Here is a 15468-nt window from a genome sequence, read left to right on the forward strand (position 1 = left end):
ACCCGATGACGACTCTCGCCAGCGGCACCGACACCCTCACCCGCGACGCGCTGACGGTCCTGCAGCCCGGCTTCACCGGGACCACCGCCCCCGACTGGCTGCTGCGCCGGCTCGGCGAAGGCCTCGCCTCCGTGGGCCTGTTCGGCCGCAACGTCGCCTCTCCCGAGCAACTCACCGCCCTCACCGCCCAGTTGCGGGCCGAACGCGACGACGTCCTGGTCGCGATCGACGAGGAGGGCGGCGACGTCACCCGCCTGGAGGTGCACACCGGCTCCTCGTTCCCCGGCAACCACGCCCTCGGCGCCGTCGACGACGTGGAGCTGACCCGCCAGGTCGCCCTGGAACTTGGCCGCCGGCTGGCCGCCTGCGGGGTGAACTTCAACTGGGCCCCGTCGGCCGACGTCAACTCCAACCCCGCCAACCCGGTCATCGGCGTCCGCTCCTTCGGCGCCGACCAGGACCTGGTCGCCCGGCACACGGCGGCCTATGTCACCGGCCTCCAGGCGGCCGGGGTGGCGGCCTGCACCAAGCACTTCCCGGGCCACGGCGACACCGCCGTCGACTCCCACCACGCCATGCCCCGCATCGACGCGGCGGCGGAGGTCCTGCACGCCCGGGAGCTGGCCCCCTTCCACGCCGCCATCGCCGCGGGCAGCCTCGCCATCATGAGCGCGCACATCCTGGTCCCCGCCCTGGACCCGGCCCGGCCGGCGACACTGTCGCCCACGATCCTCACCGATCTCCTCCGTACCGAGCTCGGCTACGACGGCCTGATCGTCACCGACGGCATCGAGATGCAGGCCATCTCCGCGACCTACGGCATCGAACACGGCAGCGTCCTGGCGCTCGCCGCCGGAGCCGACGCGATCTGCGTGGGCGGCGGCCTGTCGGACGAGGAGACGGTACGGCGCCTGTGCGACGCCCTGGTGGCGGCGGTCCGCTCCGGCGAACTCCCCGAGGAGCGGCTGGCCGAGGCGGCGGAACGGGTCCGGGCGCTGGCCCGCTGGACGGCGACGACGGCCACCGCGCCGGACGCCGAAGCCCCGGACATCGGCCTGGTCGCTGCCCGGCGCGCGCTTCATGTGACGCGCGTCGACTCCTTCACCCCCCTGGTCACACCCCCCTTCGTCGCCTCCCTCACCCCGGTGGCCAACATCGCCGTGGGCACGGAGACACCCTGGGGCGTGGCCGCCGAACTGGGCCGGCTGCTCCCCGGCACCGAGACCGGCAGCTTCGCCGGCGAGGACGCGGGGCACGCGGCGATCCTGGCGGCGGGGGAGCGCCGTATCGTCGCCGTGGTCCGCGACGAACACCGCCACCCCTGGATGAGCAACGCCCTGGACGTCCTCCTCAAGGCCCGCCCCGACACCATCGTGGTCGAGATGGGCCTACCCCGCGCCACCCCCCGGGGCGCCCTCTACATCGCCACGAACGGCGCGGCAAGGGTCTGCGGCACGGCAGCGGCGGAGGTCATCGCACTCCGCTAGGTACCGCGCCCCTTCAGGGGCGCTGGGGGTCCCCCCGGCCGAAGGCTGGGGGAGGAACTGCGCGGCCAGCCCCCACCGGCCCGCAGTCCACCCCGAACCGAACCGCCCCCGAACCCGCCCTTAAATCCCTTGCCACTCAGGCTTGTTGACAAAGGTGTACCGGAAGTAGTCCGCAAGCTTCAGCTTGGACGCGGCACCCTCGTCGACGACAACCGTCGCATGCGGATGCAACTGCAGCGCCGACGCGGGACACACCGCGGCGACCGGCCCCTCCACCGTCGCCGCCACCGCGTCGGCCTTCCCCTCACCCGTCGCGAGCAGCACCAGGTGCCGCGCCTCCAGGATCGTCCCGATCCCCTGGGTGATCACGTGATGCGGCACCTGCTCGACGTCCCCGTCGAAGAACCGGGCGTTGTCGGCGCGCGTCTGCTCGGTCAGCGTCTTGATCCGGGTCCGCGAGGCCAGCGAGGAACAGGGCTCGTTGAACCCGATGTGCCCGTCGGTCCCGATCCCGAGCAGTTGGAGGTCGACACCGCCGGCCGCCGCCAGCGCGCCGTCGTACGCCTCGCACGCGGCCTGTACGTCCTCGGCCGCGCCGTCGGGACCCAGGAACGCGTCCATCCCGATGCCGAGCGGCTCCAGCACCTCACGCCGCAGCACCGAGCGGTACGACTCCGGATGCTCGGCCGGCAGCCCCACGTACTCGTCGAGCTGGGCTATGCGGGCCCGGGAGGTGTCCACGGCCCCGGCGCGGACCTTGGCCGTGAGCGCCTGGTAGATGGGCAGCGGGGTCGAGCCCGTGGCCACCCCGAGCAGCGCGTCCGGCTTGTGCCGGAGCAGCCGGGCCATGGCCTCGGCGATCAGCTCGCCACCCGCGGCGGCGTCCGGAACGATCACAACTTCCACGCTGGGCCTGCCGTTCCTATGTGGTTTAGACCAATCTGATGGGACCAATTTAACAGAACCGGCCCCTGTCGCCGCGGGTCGGGCGCAGGCAAAGGGGACAAGTGCGAGGTTACGTGAATACGTCAGATGGGGTGAATTGAGGAAAAATTTCCGCTGTGTGCGCTCGTGTCCTCGCCCGGTCGCGAAAATTGGAGCGGCCAACCGCCCCCACGGCTGATCCCGGCGGGCTAGGCTGCCACCGCATCAACTGTGAACAGTCTCCAACGCATGGACACACACCGTGGTCTAGTCCACAATTGCGTACGAGGGCTGAAGCAGTACGGCAGGTCCGTACGGCACAGTCGCACTCTTCCGTCTTCCCCGCACAGGAGGACGGACCGAGGAACCGGAGCTCTCTGCCCTGACTGCCCCGGATCCTCACCTTCGGCCGACCGGGACCGCACACCCCGCGGCCGTTGCTGCTCCGGGCTGCGGTGCCGGGAGGGTTGAGGGTCCCTCTCAGGCGCCGCGGCCCGCGGGTGTTTCCGGACCCCCCGGCTTCCCCGGCCCGCTCTTTTTCGGCCATCCACATACCGCCAGGTACGCTCGCAGACGTGCCCTCCATGAACGAGCTGGTCCGCCAGCACACCGCCCTCGACGACTCCGATCTCGAGTGGCTCCATCTGCTGGTCTCGGAGTGGCAGCTGCTCTCCGACCTCTCCTTCGCCGACCTGGTCCTGTGGGTCCCCACCAGTGACGGCACCCGGTACGTCTCGGTGGCGCAGATGCGCCCCAACACCGGCCCCACCTCCTACCAGGACGACATGGTCGGCCATCTGGTCCCGCGCGGCCGCCGGCCCATGCTGGACATCGCCCTGGACGAGGGCCGGATCGTCCGCGAGGGCGACCCGGAGTGGCGCGAAGAGGTCCCCGTACGGGTCGAGTCCATCCCGGTACGGCGCGAGGGGCGGGTCCTCGGGGTCATCGCCCGCAACACGAACCTGCTGACCGTGCGCACCCCGAGCCGGCTGGAGCTCACCTATCTCCAGAGCGCCTCCGACCTCGCGCAGATGATCGCCGCCGGATCGTTTCCCTTCCCGAACCAGCAGGTCGACATGGACGCCTCGCCACGGGTCGGCGACGGTCTGATCCGGGTGGACGCGGACGGCCTCGTGCAGTACGCGTCCCCGAACGCGCTCTCCGCCTACCACCGCCTCGGCCTCGCCGCCGACCTGCTCGGCCACCACCTGGGCCAGACCACGGCCGAACTCGCCCCGAGCAAGGGACCGGTGGACGAGGCGCTCGCCAAGGTCGCCAGCGGCTGGGCGCCGCGCGAGTTCGAGATCGAGTCCGACGACGGTGTCATCCAGTTCCGGGCGATCCCGCTCAAGCCCAAGGGCACCCGCATCGGTTCCCTGGTCCTGCTCCGGGACGTCACCGAACTGCGGCGCCGCGAGCGCGAGTTGATCACCAAGGACGCGACCATCCGGGAGATCCACCACCGGGTGAAGAACAACCTCCAGACGGTCGCCGCGCTGCTGCGGCTGCAGGCCCGGCGCATCGAGTCCGACCGCGGCCGGGAGGCCCTGGAGGAGGCCGTACGGCGGGTCGGCTCGATCGCCATCGTGCATGAGACGCTGTCTCAGAACCTGGACGAACGGGTCGAGTTCGACGAGATCGCCGACCGGGTGCTCGCGATGGTCGCCGAGATCTCGCCCGGCAAGGTCACCGGCCGGCGCACCGGGCGCTTCGGAATACTCGACGCCGAGGTCGCGACCCCGCTGTCGATGGTTCTCACCGAGATCCTGCAGAACGCCCTCGAACACGGCTTCCGCGAGGGCGAGACCGGCACCGTCGAGGTGACGGCGGTACGCGGCGGCACCACCAAGGAGGCCCGGCTCCTGGTCACCGTCCAGGACGACGGCGTCGGCCTGCCCGAGGGCTTCGACCCGCACCGCTCCGGCAACCTCGGTCTGCAGATCGTACGAACGCTGGTGGAGGGCGAGTTGGGCGGCACCTTCGACATGGTGCCGGCGCCGGGACGGGGCACTCGGGTGATTCTCGACCTGCCGGTGCGCCCGCAGAAGTAGGCGACGCCCGCGGGGTGTTCGGGCACAGCAAAGAGCCCCGGACCTGGTGGGTCCGGGGCTGCTCGCTCGTTGCTGCTTCTGTTCTTGCTAAGCGCATCGGGGGTACTGCGCGCTGCGGCTCGGGGGCGGGAGATGCGTACTCGCTGTACGCGCCGCCAAGCTCAGGCTGAGCGGGGTGGGTCGGATCAGGCGGAGGCCTGACGGGCCCGGTTGCGGGCGGCACGGCGCTTCATCGCGCGACGCTCGTCCTCGCTGAGGCCACCCCAGACGCCGGAGTCCTGGCCGGACTCGAGCGCCCACTGCAGACACTGGTCCATAACGGGACAGCGACGGCAGACGGCCTTGGCTTCCTCGATCTGCAGCAGCGCAGGACCAGTGTTGCCGATGGGGAAGAAGAGCTCGGGGTCTTCCTCGCGGCAAACGGCGTTGTGACGCCAGTCCATGGCTGCTACCTCTCCTTGGTATTACATGCACGTTGCTTGTGAATGTGAACGCTTTCACGAATCCCTCAACAAGTGAAGGGCCGACCGCCAGGTTCCCTGGCAGGGGTCCTGTGAGTTGAAGGGGGATTCCGGTGATCAGTGGAGGCCGGTCTTGCGGGCCGTCCCGATCGCCACGTAGAGCCTCGCAAACCTCAGCGACGGATACAACCCCTTCCGAAAAGTTTTTTTTGATTCCTCGGTGTCGACTGGGTCACAGCCGTACTTCCATGGGGTGGATCCTGGCCTAAACGTTCGAGTGAAAGGACTTTAGCCCGTTCCGCTCACACAATCACACGCAGTGCACTGCGTACGCCTGTGAACGTCACGCTCGTACGCAGTCCTAGGTGGTCGCCGTCCATCTGGAGGGGGAGGGGGACCTTCGAATGCAAGGTGAACCGGTCCAGGTCGTGCAGGGACACCGCGTGCTTTCCATGGGGTCCGCGCTCGGGGGACGAAGTGAGCAACTGTGTGCCATACCGGGCAGCCGCGGCGGTCGACAGACGGCTGAGACCGAGCACGTCGATGCCCTTATCGAACGAGGCCTTAGGCGACGTGTACATCGGGCGATTGCCGAGATACGTCCAGGGCGAGGTGTTGCAGACTATCGCCACGACAAGATCGGTGATCGGGTCGGCGCCGTCCCTCTCCAGGGTGATCGTCCCGTGCCGGCGGTGCTGCTCGCCGAGGAACTGCCGGACGACCTGGCGCACGTACAGCGCGTGCGTGGACTTCTTGCCGAGCTCGCGCTGCTGCTCGACCCGGCCGACCACGCCGGCGTCGAAGCCGAGCCCCGCGTTGAAGGTGAACCAGCGGGCCGGGACCGCCTCGTCCTCGGTGCCGGGCGTACCGGCGGTCAGGCCGAGACCGACGAGACGCTCGCGTTTCTCGCGCAGCGCGTCCAGCAGGTCGCCGGTGGCCTCGACCGGGTCGTTGGGCAGACCGAGGGCGCGGGCGAAGACATTGGTGGAGCCGCCGGGGACCACGGCGAGACCGGGCAGCCGGTCCGGGTCGGGGCCGTTGTGCAGGAGGCCGTTGACCACCTCGTTGACCGTGCCGTCGCCGCCGAGCGCCACGACGAGATCGATGTCGTCGCTCTCCGCGGCCTGCCGGGCCAGGTCGCGGGCGTGGCCGCGGTACTCGGTGGTGACCGCCTCCAGATTCACTTCGCTCGCGAGCGCGTGGATCAGGACATCGCGCCTACGTGCGCTTGTGGTGGTTGCCGCCGGATTGACCACGAGAAGTGCACGCATGGATTGCAGCGTACCTACTGGGAAGTACCGGGCCCAGACCGAGTTAGGGATCGGGTAAGAGAAAGGGGCGTGAGCCTGAACACTTACGTGTGTCAGCCGAGGGCTACCCTGCTGGGGTGAGTGAAGCACCTACGGCTGAGAAGACCGACGGAATCGAGGCGCCCCGTCCGCCGCGGCTGACGTACGCCGCCGCGCTGGTCGGGCTGGAAGGGCTCGCCCTGTTGGCCGGCGGGGTGTGGCTGGCCGTGCTCGGGGTCACCGGGGATCCGGACGACCGGGGGCAGGCGATCACCGGGGGCGTCACCGTGGTCGTGCTTGCGCTGTTGCCGCTGATCGCTGCGCGGGGGCTGCTGCGGCGGAAGAGCTGGAGCCGGGGGCCGGCGGTGATCACCCAGATCATGGCGTTGCCGGTGGCGTACAACCTGTTGCAGGCCGACAGTGTGGCGATTCCGGTGGGGATCGCGCTGGCGGTGGTGGCTGTGGCTTCGCTGGTGTTGCTGGTGAATTCGGCTACGACCCAGGCCCTTGGGATCAAGGGGCCCGGGCGTAGTAGCTGATCTGCGGGTGGGTGGAGGCCGGTCGCGCCCACGCGGCGGAGCCGCACATCGATACAGCCCCGCGCCCCCTACAGGGGCGCTCGAGCGTGGGGCGTCGTAAAGATCTACTCCTCGACCAGCAACTTTTCCCGCAGCTGTGCCAAGGTCCTCGCCAGCAGCCGCGAGACGTGCATCTGGCTGATGCCGACCTCCTGGGCGATCTGGGACTGGGTCATGTTGCCGAAGAAGCGCAGGAGAAGGATCCGCTTCTCTCGGGGCGGGAGGTCTTCGAGGAGGGGCTTGAGGGACTCGCGGTACTCGACGCCCTCCAGTGCCTCGTCCTCCGCGCCGAGGGTGTCGGCGACCGCCGGGGACTCGTCGTCGGTGTCGGGGACGTCGAGGGACAGCGTGGAGTAGGCGTTGGCCGACTCCAGGCCCTCCAGGACCTCCTCCTCCGAGATCGCGAGCTTCTCGGCCAGTTCGTGGACCGTGGGGGAGCGGCCGTGCTGCTGGGACAGCTCCGCCGTGGCGGTGGTGAGCGCGAGGCGCAGTTCCTGGAGGCGGCGCGGGACGCGGACCGCCCAGCCCTTGTCGCGGAAGTGGCGCTTGATCTCGCCGACCACGGTCGGGGTGGCGTACGTGGAGAACTCCACACCCCGGTCCGGGTCGAAGCGGTCGACCGACTTGATCAGGCCGATCGTGGCGACCTGGGTGAGGTCGTCCAGCGGCTCGCCGCGGTTGCGGAACCGGCGCGCGAGGTGCTCCACGAGCGGCAGATGCATCCGGACCAGCCGGTTGCGCAGCTCCGCGTACTCGGCGCTGCCCTCCTTCAGTCCGCGCAGCTCGACGAACAAGGCGCGCGCCCCGCTGCGGTCCTGAGGCGTGTGCTGGGTCGCCTGTACTACCTCCGCGGCCAGCGCCTCGTTCTCGGCGTATCGCTCGTGCTCGCTCATCGTCCCGCCCGTCGCCCTTCCACGAGCCCTCGCCCCGGCTCGGTGCGGGGCCGTGACCCCGTTCCGTCCTTCCGGAGGCGCGCTCTGCACGGCACCCTCAAGACCGACCTGCGCGGAGGGGTCCTCCGGGTGCGGCCTGGCCTGTTCCGGGATGCCGTCGATGCCGTCAGCCATGCGGCGGGAACCGGTCTCGGGGTCTTCGCCCCCGGCCGGCAGTTCCCGTGTGCCGCGTTCTTCGTCCCGCACCGGCCCGTCCCCGTTCCTCACGCCGGCCCGGGTCCCGCGCCGCGCTGTTTGTAGAGGCTGATCGACACGGTCTTGTCCTCGTCGACGGCCGACGAGACCTTGCCCGCCAGGGCCGAGAGCACGGTCCAGGCGAATGTGTCGCGCGAAGGGGCGTGGCCGTCCGTGGTCGGGGCGGAGACCGTGACCTCCAGCGAGTCGTCGACGAGGCGGAAGACACAGCTGAGCACCGAGCCGGGAACGGCCTGCTGGAGCAGGATCGCGCACGCCTCGTCCACAGCGATGCGCAGATCCTCGATCTCGTCCAGGGTGAAGTCCAAGCGGGCGGCGAGGCCGGCCGTGGCCGTACGCAGCACCGACAGGTAGGCACCCGCAGCCGGCAGCCGGACTTCCACGAAGTCCTGGGTCGCGGGCTCGCCTGCGATCTGGGACACCCTCACCTCCATGGTGGTACAAGCTTTTCGGGGCCGAGGGTCGCCCCCCGGGGTAACGCACTACGTGGTTCAGCGGTGACGCTACCGCGCTCCGAACTTTTCTGTCCCGGGACCCCAACCCCCTGGCGTCACTCACAGTAAACCTGTGGATACGCTCCGTGTCTAGAGGTCTGCCTTGGCCAATTGGGAAGAGCGCGCGCCGGGTTGACGTACCCCGGTGTCGAACCGTCGAACCGTCGGTCTTCGGCAGCTGTGGTGCGGTAGCAGTGTCTGGTGCAGTGTCACACGAGGACGTGGTCGACGAAGCACCAGCGCCAGTCCTCGCCGGGCTCGAAGGTCCGCATTATCGGGTGACCGGACGTCTCGTGGTGGCCCGTCGCATGTCTTCCCGGCGACGAGTCGCAGCAGCCGACGTGCCCGCAGCTCAGACAGAGCCGCAGCTGGACCGGGTGCCAGCCCCGTTCGAGACACTCCGGGCAGGTCTTGTTCAGCGGCTCGGGTTCCGGGTGCGGCAGCGCGCCGGCATGCGTGCACTGTTTCATGATTGCCAGATTACGACGGGTGTGCGGGTGGCCGCGCGAAAAAAGAGGGCGGGCGAGGACCATGGACGTGTTGCCACTGCTGTTGCTGGTGGCGGGGAGTGCCGCGATCGCGGCGGCGGCCCGTCGCACCCCGGTGCCCGCGCCCCTGCTCCTGGTGGCGGTCGGCCTGGCGGTGTCGTACATCCCCGGCGTACCGGACTACACCCTCGACCCCGAGGTGGTCCTCCCCCTGCTGCTGCCTCCGCTCCTCTACACCTCGGCGTCCGACAGCTCCTACCTCGACCTGCGTGCCCAGCTGAGACCGGTCGCGCTGCTCTCGGTCGGATACGTCCTGTTCGCCACCGTGGTGGTCGGCTGGGCCGTCTACCTGCTGGTACCGGGCATGCCGCTGACGGCCGCGCTGGTGCTGGGCGCGGTGGTGGCGCCGCCGGACGCGGTGGCGGCGACGGCGGTGGCGCGGCGGGTCGGACTGCCGTCGCGGATCACGACCATCCTCCAGGGCGAGTCGCTGCTCAACGACGCCACCGCGATCACCGCCTACAAGGTGGCCCTCGCGGCGGCCGTCGGCGAGGGCGCCACCTGGGCCGGCGGCATCGAGGAGTTCCTGCTCGCGGCGGTGGGCGGCGTGGGCGTCGGCCTGATCCTGATGGCCCCGCTGCACTGGCTGCGCACCCACCTCAAGGAACCGCTCCTGCAGAACACGCTCTCCCTCCTCATCCCGTTCGTCGCGTACGGCATCGCCGAGCAGTTCCACGCCTCCGGTGTGCTCGCCGTCGTGGTCGTCGCCCTCTACCTCGGTCACCGCGCCTGGGAGGTCGACTTCGCCACCCGCCTCCAGGAGGAAGCGGTGTGGAAGATGGTCGCGTTCATCCTCGAGTCGGCGGTATTCGCGCTGATCGGCCTGCAACTGCCGGTCGTCCTGCGGGGACTCGGGGCGTACGAGGGTGCCGAGGCCGTCTGGTACGCGGTGGCCGTCTTCCTGGTGGTGGTCGCGGCCCGCTTCGCCTGGGTCTACCCGGCGACCTTCCTGCCCCGGACGGCCTCCGCGCGGATCCGCGAACGCGAGCCGAACCCCACCTGGAGGGGCGCGATGGTGACGTCGTGGGCGGGGATGCGCGGCGTGGTCTCGCTGGCCATCGCCTTCTCGATCCCGGTCACCGTGCACGGCGGCGGCGCCTTCCCGCACCGCAACCTGATCCTGTTCCTGACCTTCACCACGGTGATCGGCACGCTGGTGGCGCAGGGCCTGACCCTGCCCCCGCTGATCCGCCGGCTGCGCTTCCCCGGCCGCGACCCGCAGGCCGAGACCCTCGCCGAGGCCAACGCCCAGGCCCAGGCGTCCCGCGCGGCCGAGAACCGGCTCGACGAGCTCCTCTCCGACGAGCGCAACGAACTGCCCCCGCCGCTCGCCGACCGCCTCCGCGACGTCCTGGAGCGCCGCCGCAACGCCGTCTGGGAGCGCCTCGGGCAGACCAACCCCGTCACCGGCGAGTCCGTCGACGACACCTACCGCAGGCTCTCCCGCGACATGATCAGCGCCGAACGGGAGGTCTTCGTCCGCCTCCGCGACCACCGCTACATCGACGACGAGATGCTGCGGACCCTGCTGCGCCGGCTGGACCTGGAGGAGGCCGCCGCCTACCGGGAGGCGGGCTGAGCCCACGGCGGGCCGGGTGAGCCTGCGGCGGCGGCCGGTCAGGCGGTGATCACCGCGGCCACCGCCGTCCCCCGCGCGAACGCCCCCTCCGCCGCCAGAGCGACAAGTCCGTACAGCAACTTGGCGACATACAGCCGCTCCACCGCCAGACCGTGCCGCGCCTCGAAGTCCGCCGCGAAGGCGTGCAGTTCGGGCGTGGTGCGCCCGTACCCGCCGAAGTGGAACCGCTCGTCGAGCGACCAGTCCCCGCGTCGCCCGCCGAACGCCTCCGCCTGCAGCCGCGCGATCTCGCCGTCCAGGAAACCGCCCTTGAGCACCGGCACCCCCCACACCCGCTGACCGGCCCCGAGACCGGCGGCCAGCCCCGCCAGCGTGCCCCCGGTCCCGCACGCGATCGCCACCACGTCCGCCCGCCCCCGCAATTCCTCCCCGAGGGCCTGGCAGCCGCGCACCGCGGCCGCGTTGCTGCCGCCCTCGGGCACCACGTACGCGTCCTCGGCCCCGGCGGCCCGCAGCAGACCGGCCAGCGTCTCCGGCTCCGCCTTCCGGCGATACGTCGACCTGTCGACGAAGTGCAGCCGCATGCCGTCGGCGGCGCACCGGGAGAGGGACGGGTTGAGCGGGCGGCCGACCAGTTCGTCGCCCCGCACCACCCCGACCGTCGGGAGGCCGAGGAGCCGGCCGGCGGCGGCCGTGGCCCGCAGGTGGTTGGAGTACGCGCCGCCGAAGGTGAGGAGCGGCCGGCCGGCCGCCGCCTCGATGTTCGGGACCAGTTTGCGCCACTTGTTGCCGACCAGATCCGGGTGGATCAGGTCGTCCCGCTTGAGCAGCAGCCGGACGCCGTGCCGGGCGAAACGGTCGTCGGCCACCTCCTGGAGCGGGGAGGGGAGCCGGGGCTTGAGTATGTCGGCGCTGGTCACGCCGTCATTGTCGCCCGGAGCGGGCATCGCGGGTCACTTCGGGCGGCCGGTCACTTCAGGCGGTCCCGGACGCGCTCGCGCAGCCAGGCCATCGTGAAGCCGCGCGGGTCGACCTTCCCCGGCTGCCACTCCGAGTGGCCGATCACCGACCGCTCGGACCAGCCGTGCCGCCGGCACACCGCCGCGGCCACCTTCTCGATCGCCTCCAGCTGGGCCTCGGGCCAGGGGTCCTCGCCGTCGCCCAGGTTCTCGCACTCGAAGCCGTAGAAGTGCCGGTTGCCGTCGGTGTTCGCCTCGTTGTCCGGGGGGAGGGCCTTCTCGGCGATCACGGCGCGCAGGACGTCGTCGTCGCCCGCGCCCGCGTGGTTGGCGCGGCCGTAGCCGACGAGGTGGACCGTGCCGTCCTTGGTGATGACGCCGTGGCAGAGCGGGCCGGGGAGTCCGGCGTAGCCGTCGTGGCAGAGCCGGACCGTGTGGTCGGCGCCGCTGGTCACCGTGTGGTGGATCATCACGCCGTGGACCGGGCCCCAGGGGCCCTTGTGGTTCCGGTTGTGCTCCCGCCAGTCGCCGACCTCGACGACCCTGACGCCCTCGTTCCGCAGTGCGTCGAGGAAAGCGCTCGCGGACATGGGTGGGGCCATGACCGCCTCCTTCACTTTCGTGGTGGCTTGTGCCGGAACTTCTACAGAAGCCCGGATCCGCTGACCACCCCGTTCGAATCGCGTGCGAGTCGATCCGGACAAGTCGGCATATCGCAGGGCGGTGGATCGTGTGATCGATCGGCGTGCCCAGTAGTCCGATGATCTATTCCCGCTCTTTCGGGTAATGGCACCGGCACGCTCCGTGATGACAGGGTGGCCCGTGAGACCGATGCGCGGACAGTTCGGCGTCCACGCAGGTATGGGAGGGCATTTCCTTATGTCGGTAGGCGAAGAGGTCCGCACGGATCAGGGCAAGCCGCAGCAGTCTCTGGACACGGCGGCAGCGCGGAACCTGGCCACCACGACCAAGTCCGCGCCACAGATGCAGGAGATCAGTTCCCGCTGGCTGCTGCGGACACTGCCCTGGACCGACGTCCAGGGTGGTACGTACCGGGTGAACCGACGGCTCACCTACACGGTCGGCGACGGCCGCATCACCTTCCTGAAGACCGGCGACCGCGTCGAGGTCATCCCCGCGGAGCTGGGCGAACTGCCGGTCCTGCGGTCCTACGAGGATCAGGAGGTGCTGGGCGAACTGGCCTCGCGCTGCCGGCAGCGGGACTTCGCCCCCGGCGAGATCATCGCCTCCTTCGGCAACCAGGCGGACGAGGTCTATCTGCTCGCCCACGGCCGCGTGGAGAAGATCGGCACCGGCCCGTACGGCGACGACGCGGTCCTCGGCGTCCTCGCCGACGGCGCGCACTTCGGCGAAACGGGCTTGATCGACCCGGACGCCATCTGGGAGTACACCGCCCGCGCGGACACCGCCTGCACCGTGCTCACCCTGTCCCGGCAGGACTTCGAGCAGGTGGCCGAGCGCGCCGACTCGCTGCGCGAGCACCTCCAGCAGCTGCGCGCGATCCCCGAGCAGCGCACCAACAAGTACGGCGAGAAGGAGGTCGACCTCGCGGCCGGTCACAGCGGCGAGCCCGACATCCCGCACACCTTCGTCGACTACGAGGCCCGGCCGCGCGAGTACGAGCTGAGCATCGCCCAGACCGTGCTGCGCATCCACACCCGCGTCGCCGACCTCTACAACCAGCCCATGAACCAGACCGAGCAGCAGCTGCGGCTCACCGTCGAGGCGTTGAAGGAGCGCCAGGAGCACGAACTCGTCAACAACCCGGAGTTCGGCCTGCTCAGCAACTGCCAGTACGACCAGCGGCTGCAGCCGCACGACGGCGCGCCCAGCCCGGACGACATGGACGAGCTGCTCAGCCGCCGGCGTGGCACCAAGCTCTTCCTCGCCCACCCGCGCGCGATCGCCGCCTTCGGCCGCGAGCTCAACAAGCGCGGACTGGTCCCGGAGAGCGTCGAGATCGGCGGCAACCGCATCCCGACCTGGCGCGGGGTCCCGATCTACCCGTGCAACAAGATCCCGGTCACCGAGGCCCGGACCACCTCGATCATCGCCATGCGTACCGGCGAGGCCGACCAGGGCGTCATCGGGCTGCGGCAGTCCGGGATCCCCGACGAGATCGAGCCGAGCCTCTCGGTCCGCTTCATGGGCATCAACGAGCAGGCGATCATCAGTTACCTGGTTACGGCCTACTACTCGGCGGCCGTTCTGGTCCCGGACGCGCTCGGCGTGCTGGAGAACGTCGAGATCGGCCGCTGGAGGTGACGTTTCCGCACTTGGCGGCCGTGTTCCCGCCCTCCGGGGCGGGTACACCCTCGGGGTACGTGCCGAGCCGGGGCGGGGACGCCGCGGTACGCGCACTCCGCGAGGGGGAGGCCATGGCCGAGTTCGTGACGCAGCGGCAGCACAGTCCGACGGAGGCGACGCCGCGGGACTCGGCGTTGACCGGGACACCCGGGTGGGCCGAACCGCTCGACGGAGCCGAGGCGACGGGCCTGCTGGACCGCGCCCGGGCCTTCGTCGACCCCGAACTGCGCACGGCCGTCGAGTCGTTGCCCGACTCGATGCGGCGGATCGCCCGCTACCACCTCGGCTGGGAGGACGCGGACGGCACCCCGGCCACGGGCAACGCGGGCAAGGCCATCCGCCCGGCGCTGGTCCTCGCCGCCGCCGACGCGCTCGGCGGAGCGGGGGCCCGCGCGGCCGCCGTACGGGCCGCGGCCGCCGTGGAACTGGTGCACAACTTCACCCTGCTGCACGACGACGTCATGGACCGGGACACCTCCCGCAGGCACCGGCCCACCGCCTGGACCGTGTTCGGCGACGCCGACGCGATCCTCGCCGGGGACGCCCTCCAGGCGCTGGCCCTCAGGCTGCTCGCCGAGGACCCGCACCCGGCGTCCGGAGCGGCCGCCGCCCGGCTCGCCGACTGCGTCCTCGAACTCTGCGCCGGGCAGCACGCGGACACCGCCATGGAACACCGGGCGCCCGAGGAGGTCACCCTCGACGAGGCGCTCGCCATGGCCGAGGCCAAGACCGGCGCGCTGCTCGGCTGCGCCTGCGCCCTGGGCGCGCTGTACGCCGGGGCGGGAGCGGCGGGCGTGGCCGCGCTCGACGGCTTCGGCCGGCAGGCCGGGCTCGCCTTCCAGCTGATCGACGACGTCATCGGGATATGGGGCGATCCACGGCGCACCGGCAAGCCGGCCGGCGCGGACCTGGCCGCCCGCAAGAAGTCCCTGCCGGTCGTCGCCGCCCTCACCTCCGGCACCCCGGCCGGCGGCGAACTCGCCGCGCTGTACGGCGAGCCGCACGTCCGGGCCGACGCCGACGAGATCGCGCGTACGGCACGGGCCGTGGAGCGGGCGGGCGGCCGGGACTGGGCACAGTCCGAGGCGGCCGACCGGATGGCCCGGGCGGTGCAGGAACTCGCCCGTGCCGTGCCCGACCCCGAATCGGCGGGCGGCCTGCTCGCGCTCGCCGAGTTCGTGACCCGGCGCAGCCGGTGAAGACCCCGGAGTCCCCGGGACCGCGCGGCTCCTGACCCCGCGCGGACCCCCGGGGGCTCCGGCCCGACGGGTCCCGCACATCCCCACGGTGTGCGGGGCCCGCCGACTCACGCCGGATCCCCGCGCATCCCGGCCGACGCCGGGCGCCGCACCCGGCTCCGGCCTACCCTGGGGACATGACCAGCCAGGACCAGGCCTGTCCGGTCTGCGGACAGCCCGTCGAGAGCGTGGTGCACCGGCACAAGACGCTGGGCGCCTGGGTTCCGGTGTGGGGGCCCGGCCCCTGCCGCAACCCCGCCTGCGCCGAGTACTCCGGACCACCGATCCCCCAGGAGCAGCCCCCGCAGCCCGCTCCGCCGCCGGGGGAGTCCCCTCCTCCGGAATCCGCCGCGAAGAGCTCCTGAGCCGGTGTCGGGAATCCCG

The 15468-nt window shown here is 71.1% G+C and carries 15 protein-coding genes; 7 read left to right on the top strand and 8 right to left on the bottom strand.

Features of this window, described 5'->3' with window-relative positions; genetic code table 11:
* Window positions 1–5: 5 nt before the first annotated feature.
* Window positions 6–1487, top strand: coding sequence for a glycoside hydrolase family 3 N-terminal domain-containing protein (locus ACFZDK_RS04825; RefSeq protein WP_390969739.1), 1482 nt, complete (start codon window positions 6–8; stop codon window positions 1485–1487).
* 120 nt (window positions 1488–1607) lie between these two features.
* Here ACFZDK_RS04825 and nagB read toward each other — a convergent pair whose 3' ends face one another.
* Complete coding sequence (gene nagB, locus ACFZDK_RS04830) at window positions 1608–2393, bottom strand: glucosamine-6-phosphate deaminase (RefSeq protein ID WP_390969741.1); 786 nt, start codon at window positions 2391–2393, stop codon at window positions 1608–1610.
* A 602-nt stretch (window positions 2394–2995) separates the two neighbouring features.
* Here nagB and ACFZDK_RS04835 point away from each other — a divergent pair.
* Window positions 2996–4462 carry a histidine kinase N-terminal domain-containing protein gene (locus ACFZDK_RS04835; RefSeq protein ID WP_390970110.1) on the top strand — a complete coding sequence of 489 codons (1467 nt, stop codon included), beginning with the start codon at window positions 2996–2998 and terminating at the stop codon, window positions 4460–4462.
* 185 nt (window positions 4463–4647) lie between these two features.
* On the opposite strand, the gene ACFZDK_RS04840 is transcribed toward ACFZDK_RS04835, so the two are convergent.
* Together ACFZDK_RS04840 and ACFZDK_RS04845 are read right to left on the bottom strand one after the other, a co-directional pair.
* Window positions 4648–4905 carry a WhiB family transcriptional regulator gene (locus ACFZDK_RS04840; RefSeq protein WP_006142322.1) on the bottom strand — a complete coding sequence of 86 codons (258 nt, stop codon included), beginning with the start codon at window positions 4903–4905 and terminating at the stop codon, window positions 4648–4650.
* A gap of 320 nt (window positions 4906–5225) precedes the next feature.
* Complete coding sequence (locus ACFZDK_RS04845; protein WP_390969743.1) at window positions 5226–6194, bottom strand: diacylglycerol kinase family protein; 969 nt, start codon at window positions 6192–6194, stop codon at window positions 5226–5228.
* A 116-nt stretch (window positions 6195–6310) separates the two neighbouring features.
* Here ACFZDK_RS04845 and ACFZDK_RS04850 point away from each other — a divergent pair, with 116 nt between their 5' ends.
* Window positions 6311–6751 carry a hypothetical protein gene (locus tag ACFZDK_RS04850; protein WP_390969745.1) on the top strand — a complete coding sequence of 147 codons (441 nt, stop codon included), beginning with the start codon at window positions 6311–6313 and terminating at the stop codon, window positions 6749–6751.
* 104 nt (window positions 6752–6855) lie between these two features.
* On the opposite strand, the gene ACFZDK_RS04855 is transcribed toward ACFZDK_RS04850, so the two are convergent.
* The 3 genes from ACFZDK_RS04855 to ACFZDK_RS04865 form a co-directional block, all read right to left on the bottom strand.
* Window positions 6856–7929 (bottom strand): SigB/SigF/SigG family RNA polymerase sigma factor, encoded by a 1074-nt coding sequence (locus ACFZDK_RS04855; protein WP_390969747.1) that lies wholly within the window; start codon window positions 7927–7929, stop codon window positions 6856–6858.
* 17 nt (window positions 7930–7946) lie between these two features.
* On the bottom strand, window positions 7947–8360 hold the full coding sequence (locus ACFZDK_RS04860) for an anti-sigma regulatory factor (RefSeq protein WP_004925829.1): 414 nt from the start codon (window positions 8358–8360) through the stop codon (window positions 7947–7949).
* A 281-nt stretch (window positions 8361–8641) separates the two neighbouring features.
* On the bottom strand, window positions 8642–8902 hold the full coding sequence (locus tag ACFZDK_RS04865) for a UBP-type zinc finger domain-containing protein (protein ID WP_390969749.1): 261 nt from the start codon (window positions 8900–8902) through the stop codon (window positions 8642–8644).
* Window positions 8903–8963: 61 nt separating this feature from the next.
* Here ACFZDK_RS04865 and ACFZDK_RS04870 point away from each other — a divergent pair, with 61 nt between their 5' ends.
* Entirely contained in the window at window positions 8964–10559 is a 1596-nt protein-coding gene (locus tag ACFZDK_RS04870; protein WP_390969751.1) for a Na+/H+ antiporter, read from the top strand.
* 38 nt (window positions 10560–10597) lie between these two features.
* Here ACFZDK_RS04870 and ACFZDK_RS04875 read toward each other — a convergent pair whose 3' ends face one another.
* Window positions 10598–11506, bottom strand: coding sequence for a pyridoxal-phosphate dependent enzyme (locus tag ACFZDK_RS04875; RefSeq protein WP_390969753.1), 909 nt, complete (start codon window positions 11504–11506; stop codon window positions 10598–10600).
* A 23-nt stretch (window positions 11507–11529) separates the two neighbouring features.
* Window positions 11530–12120 carry an N-acetylmuramoyl-L-alanine amidase gene (locus ACFZDK_RS04880; protein WP_390969755.1) on the bottom strand — a complete coding sequence of 197 codons (591 nt, stop codon included), beginning with the start codon at window positions 12118–12120 and terminating at the stop codon, window positions 11530–11532.
* A gap of 277 nt (window positions 12121–12397) precedes the next feature.
* Between ACFZDK_RS04880 and ACFZDK_RS04885 the strand changes: the two genes are divergently transcribed.
* The 3 genes from ACFZDK_RS04885 to ACFZDK_RS04895 all read left to right on the top strand — a co-directional run bounded on the left by ACFZDK_RS04885 (window position 12398) and on the right by ACFZDK_RS04895 (window position 15449).
* Entirely contained in the window at window positions 12398–13804 is a 1407-nt protein-coding gene (locus ACFZDK_RS04885) for a family 2B encapsulin nanocompartment shell protein (RefSeq protein WP_390969757.1), read from the top strand.
* Window positions 13805–13917: 113 nt separating this feature from the next.
* A complete protein-coding gene (locus tag ACFZDK_RS04890; protein WP_390969759.1) occupies window positions 13918–15045 on the top strand; it encodes a family 2 encapsulin nanocompartment cargo protein polyprenyl transferase in 1128 nt (375 codons plus the stop codon).
* A gap of 176 nt (window positions 15046–15221) precedes the next feature.
* Window positions 15222–15449: a hypothetical protein gene (locus ACFZDK_RS04895; RefSeq protein WP_390969761.1), complete on the top strand. Its 228-nt coding sequence runs from the start codon at window positions 15222–15224 to the stop codon at window positions 15447–15449.
* Window positions 15450–15468 lie beyond the last annotated feature (19 nt).

It is taken from the genome of Streptomyces sp. NPDC007901 (assembly GCF_042959465.1).
GTDB lineage: Bacteria > Actinomycetota > Actinomycetes > Streptomycetales > Streptomycetaceae > Streptomyces.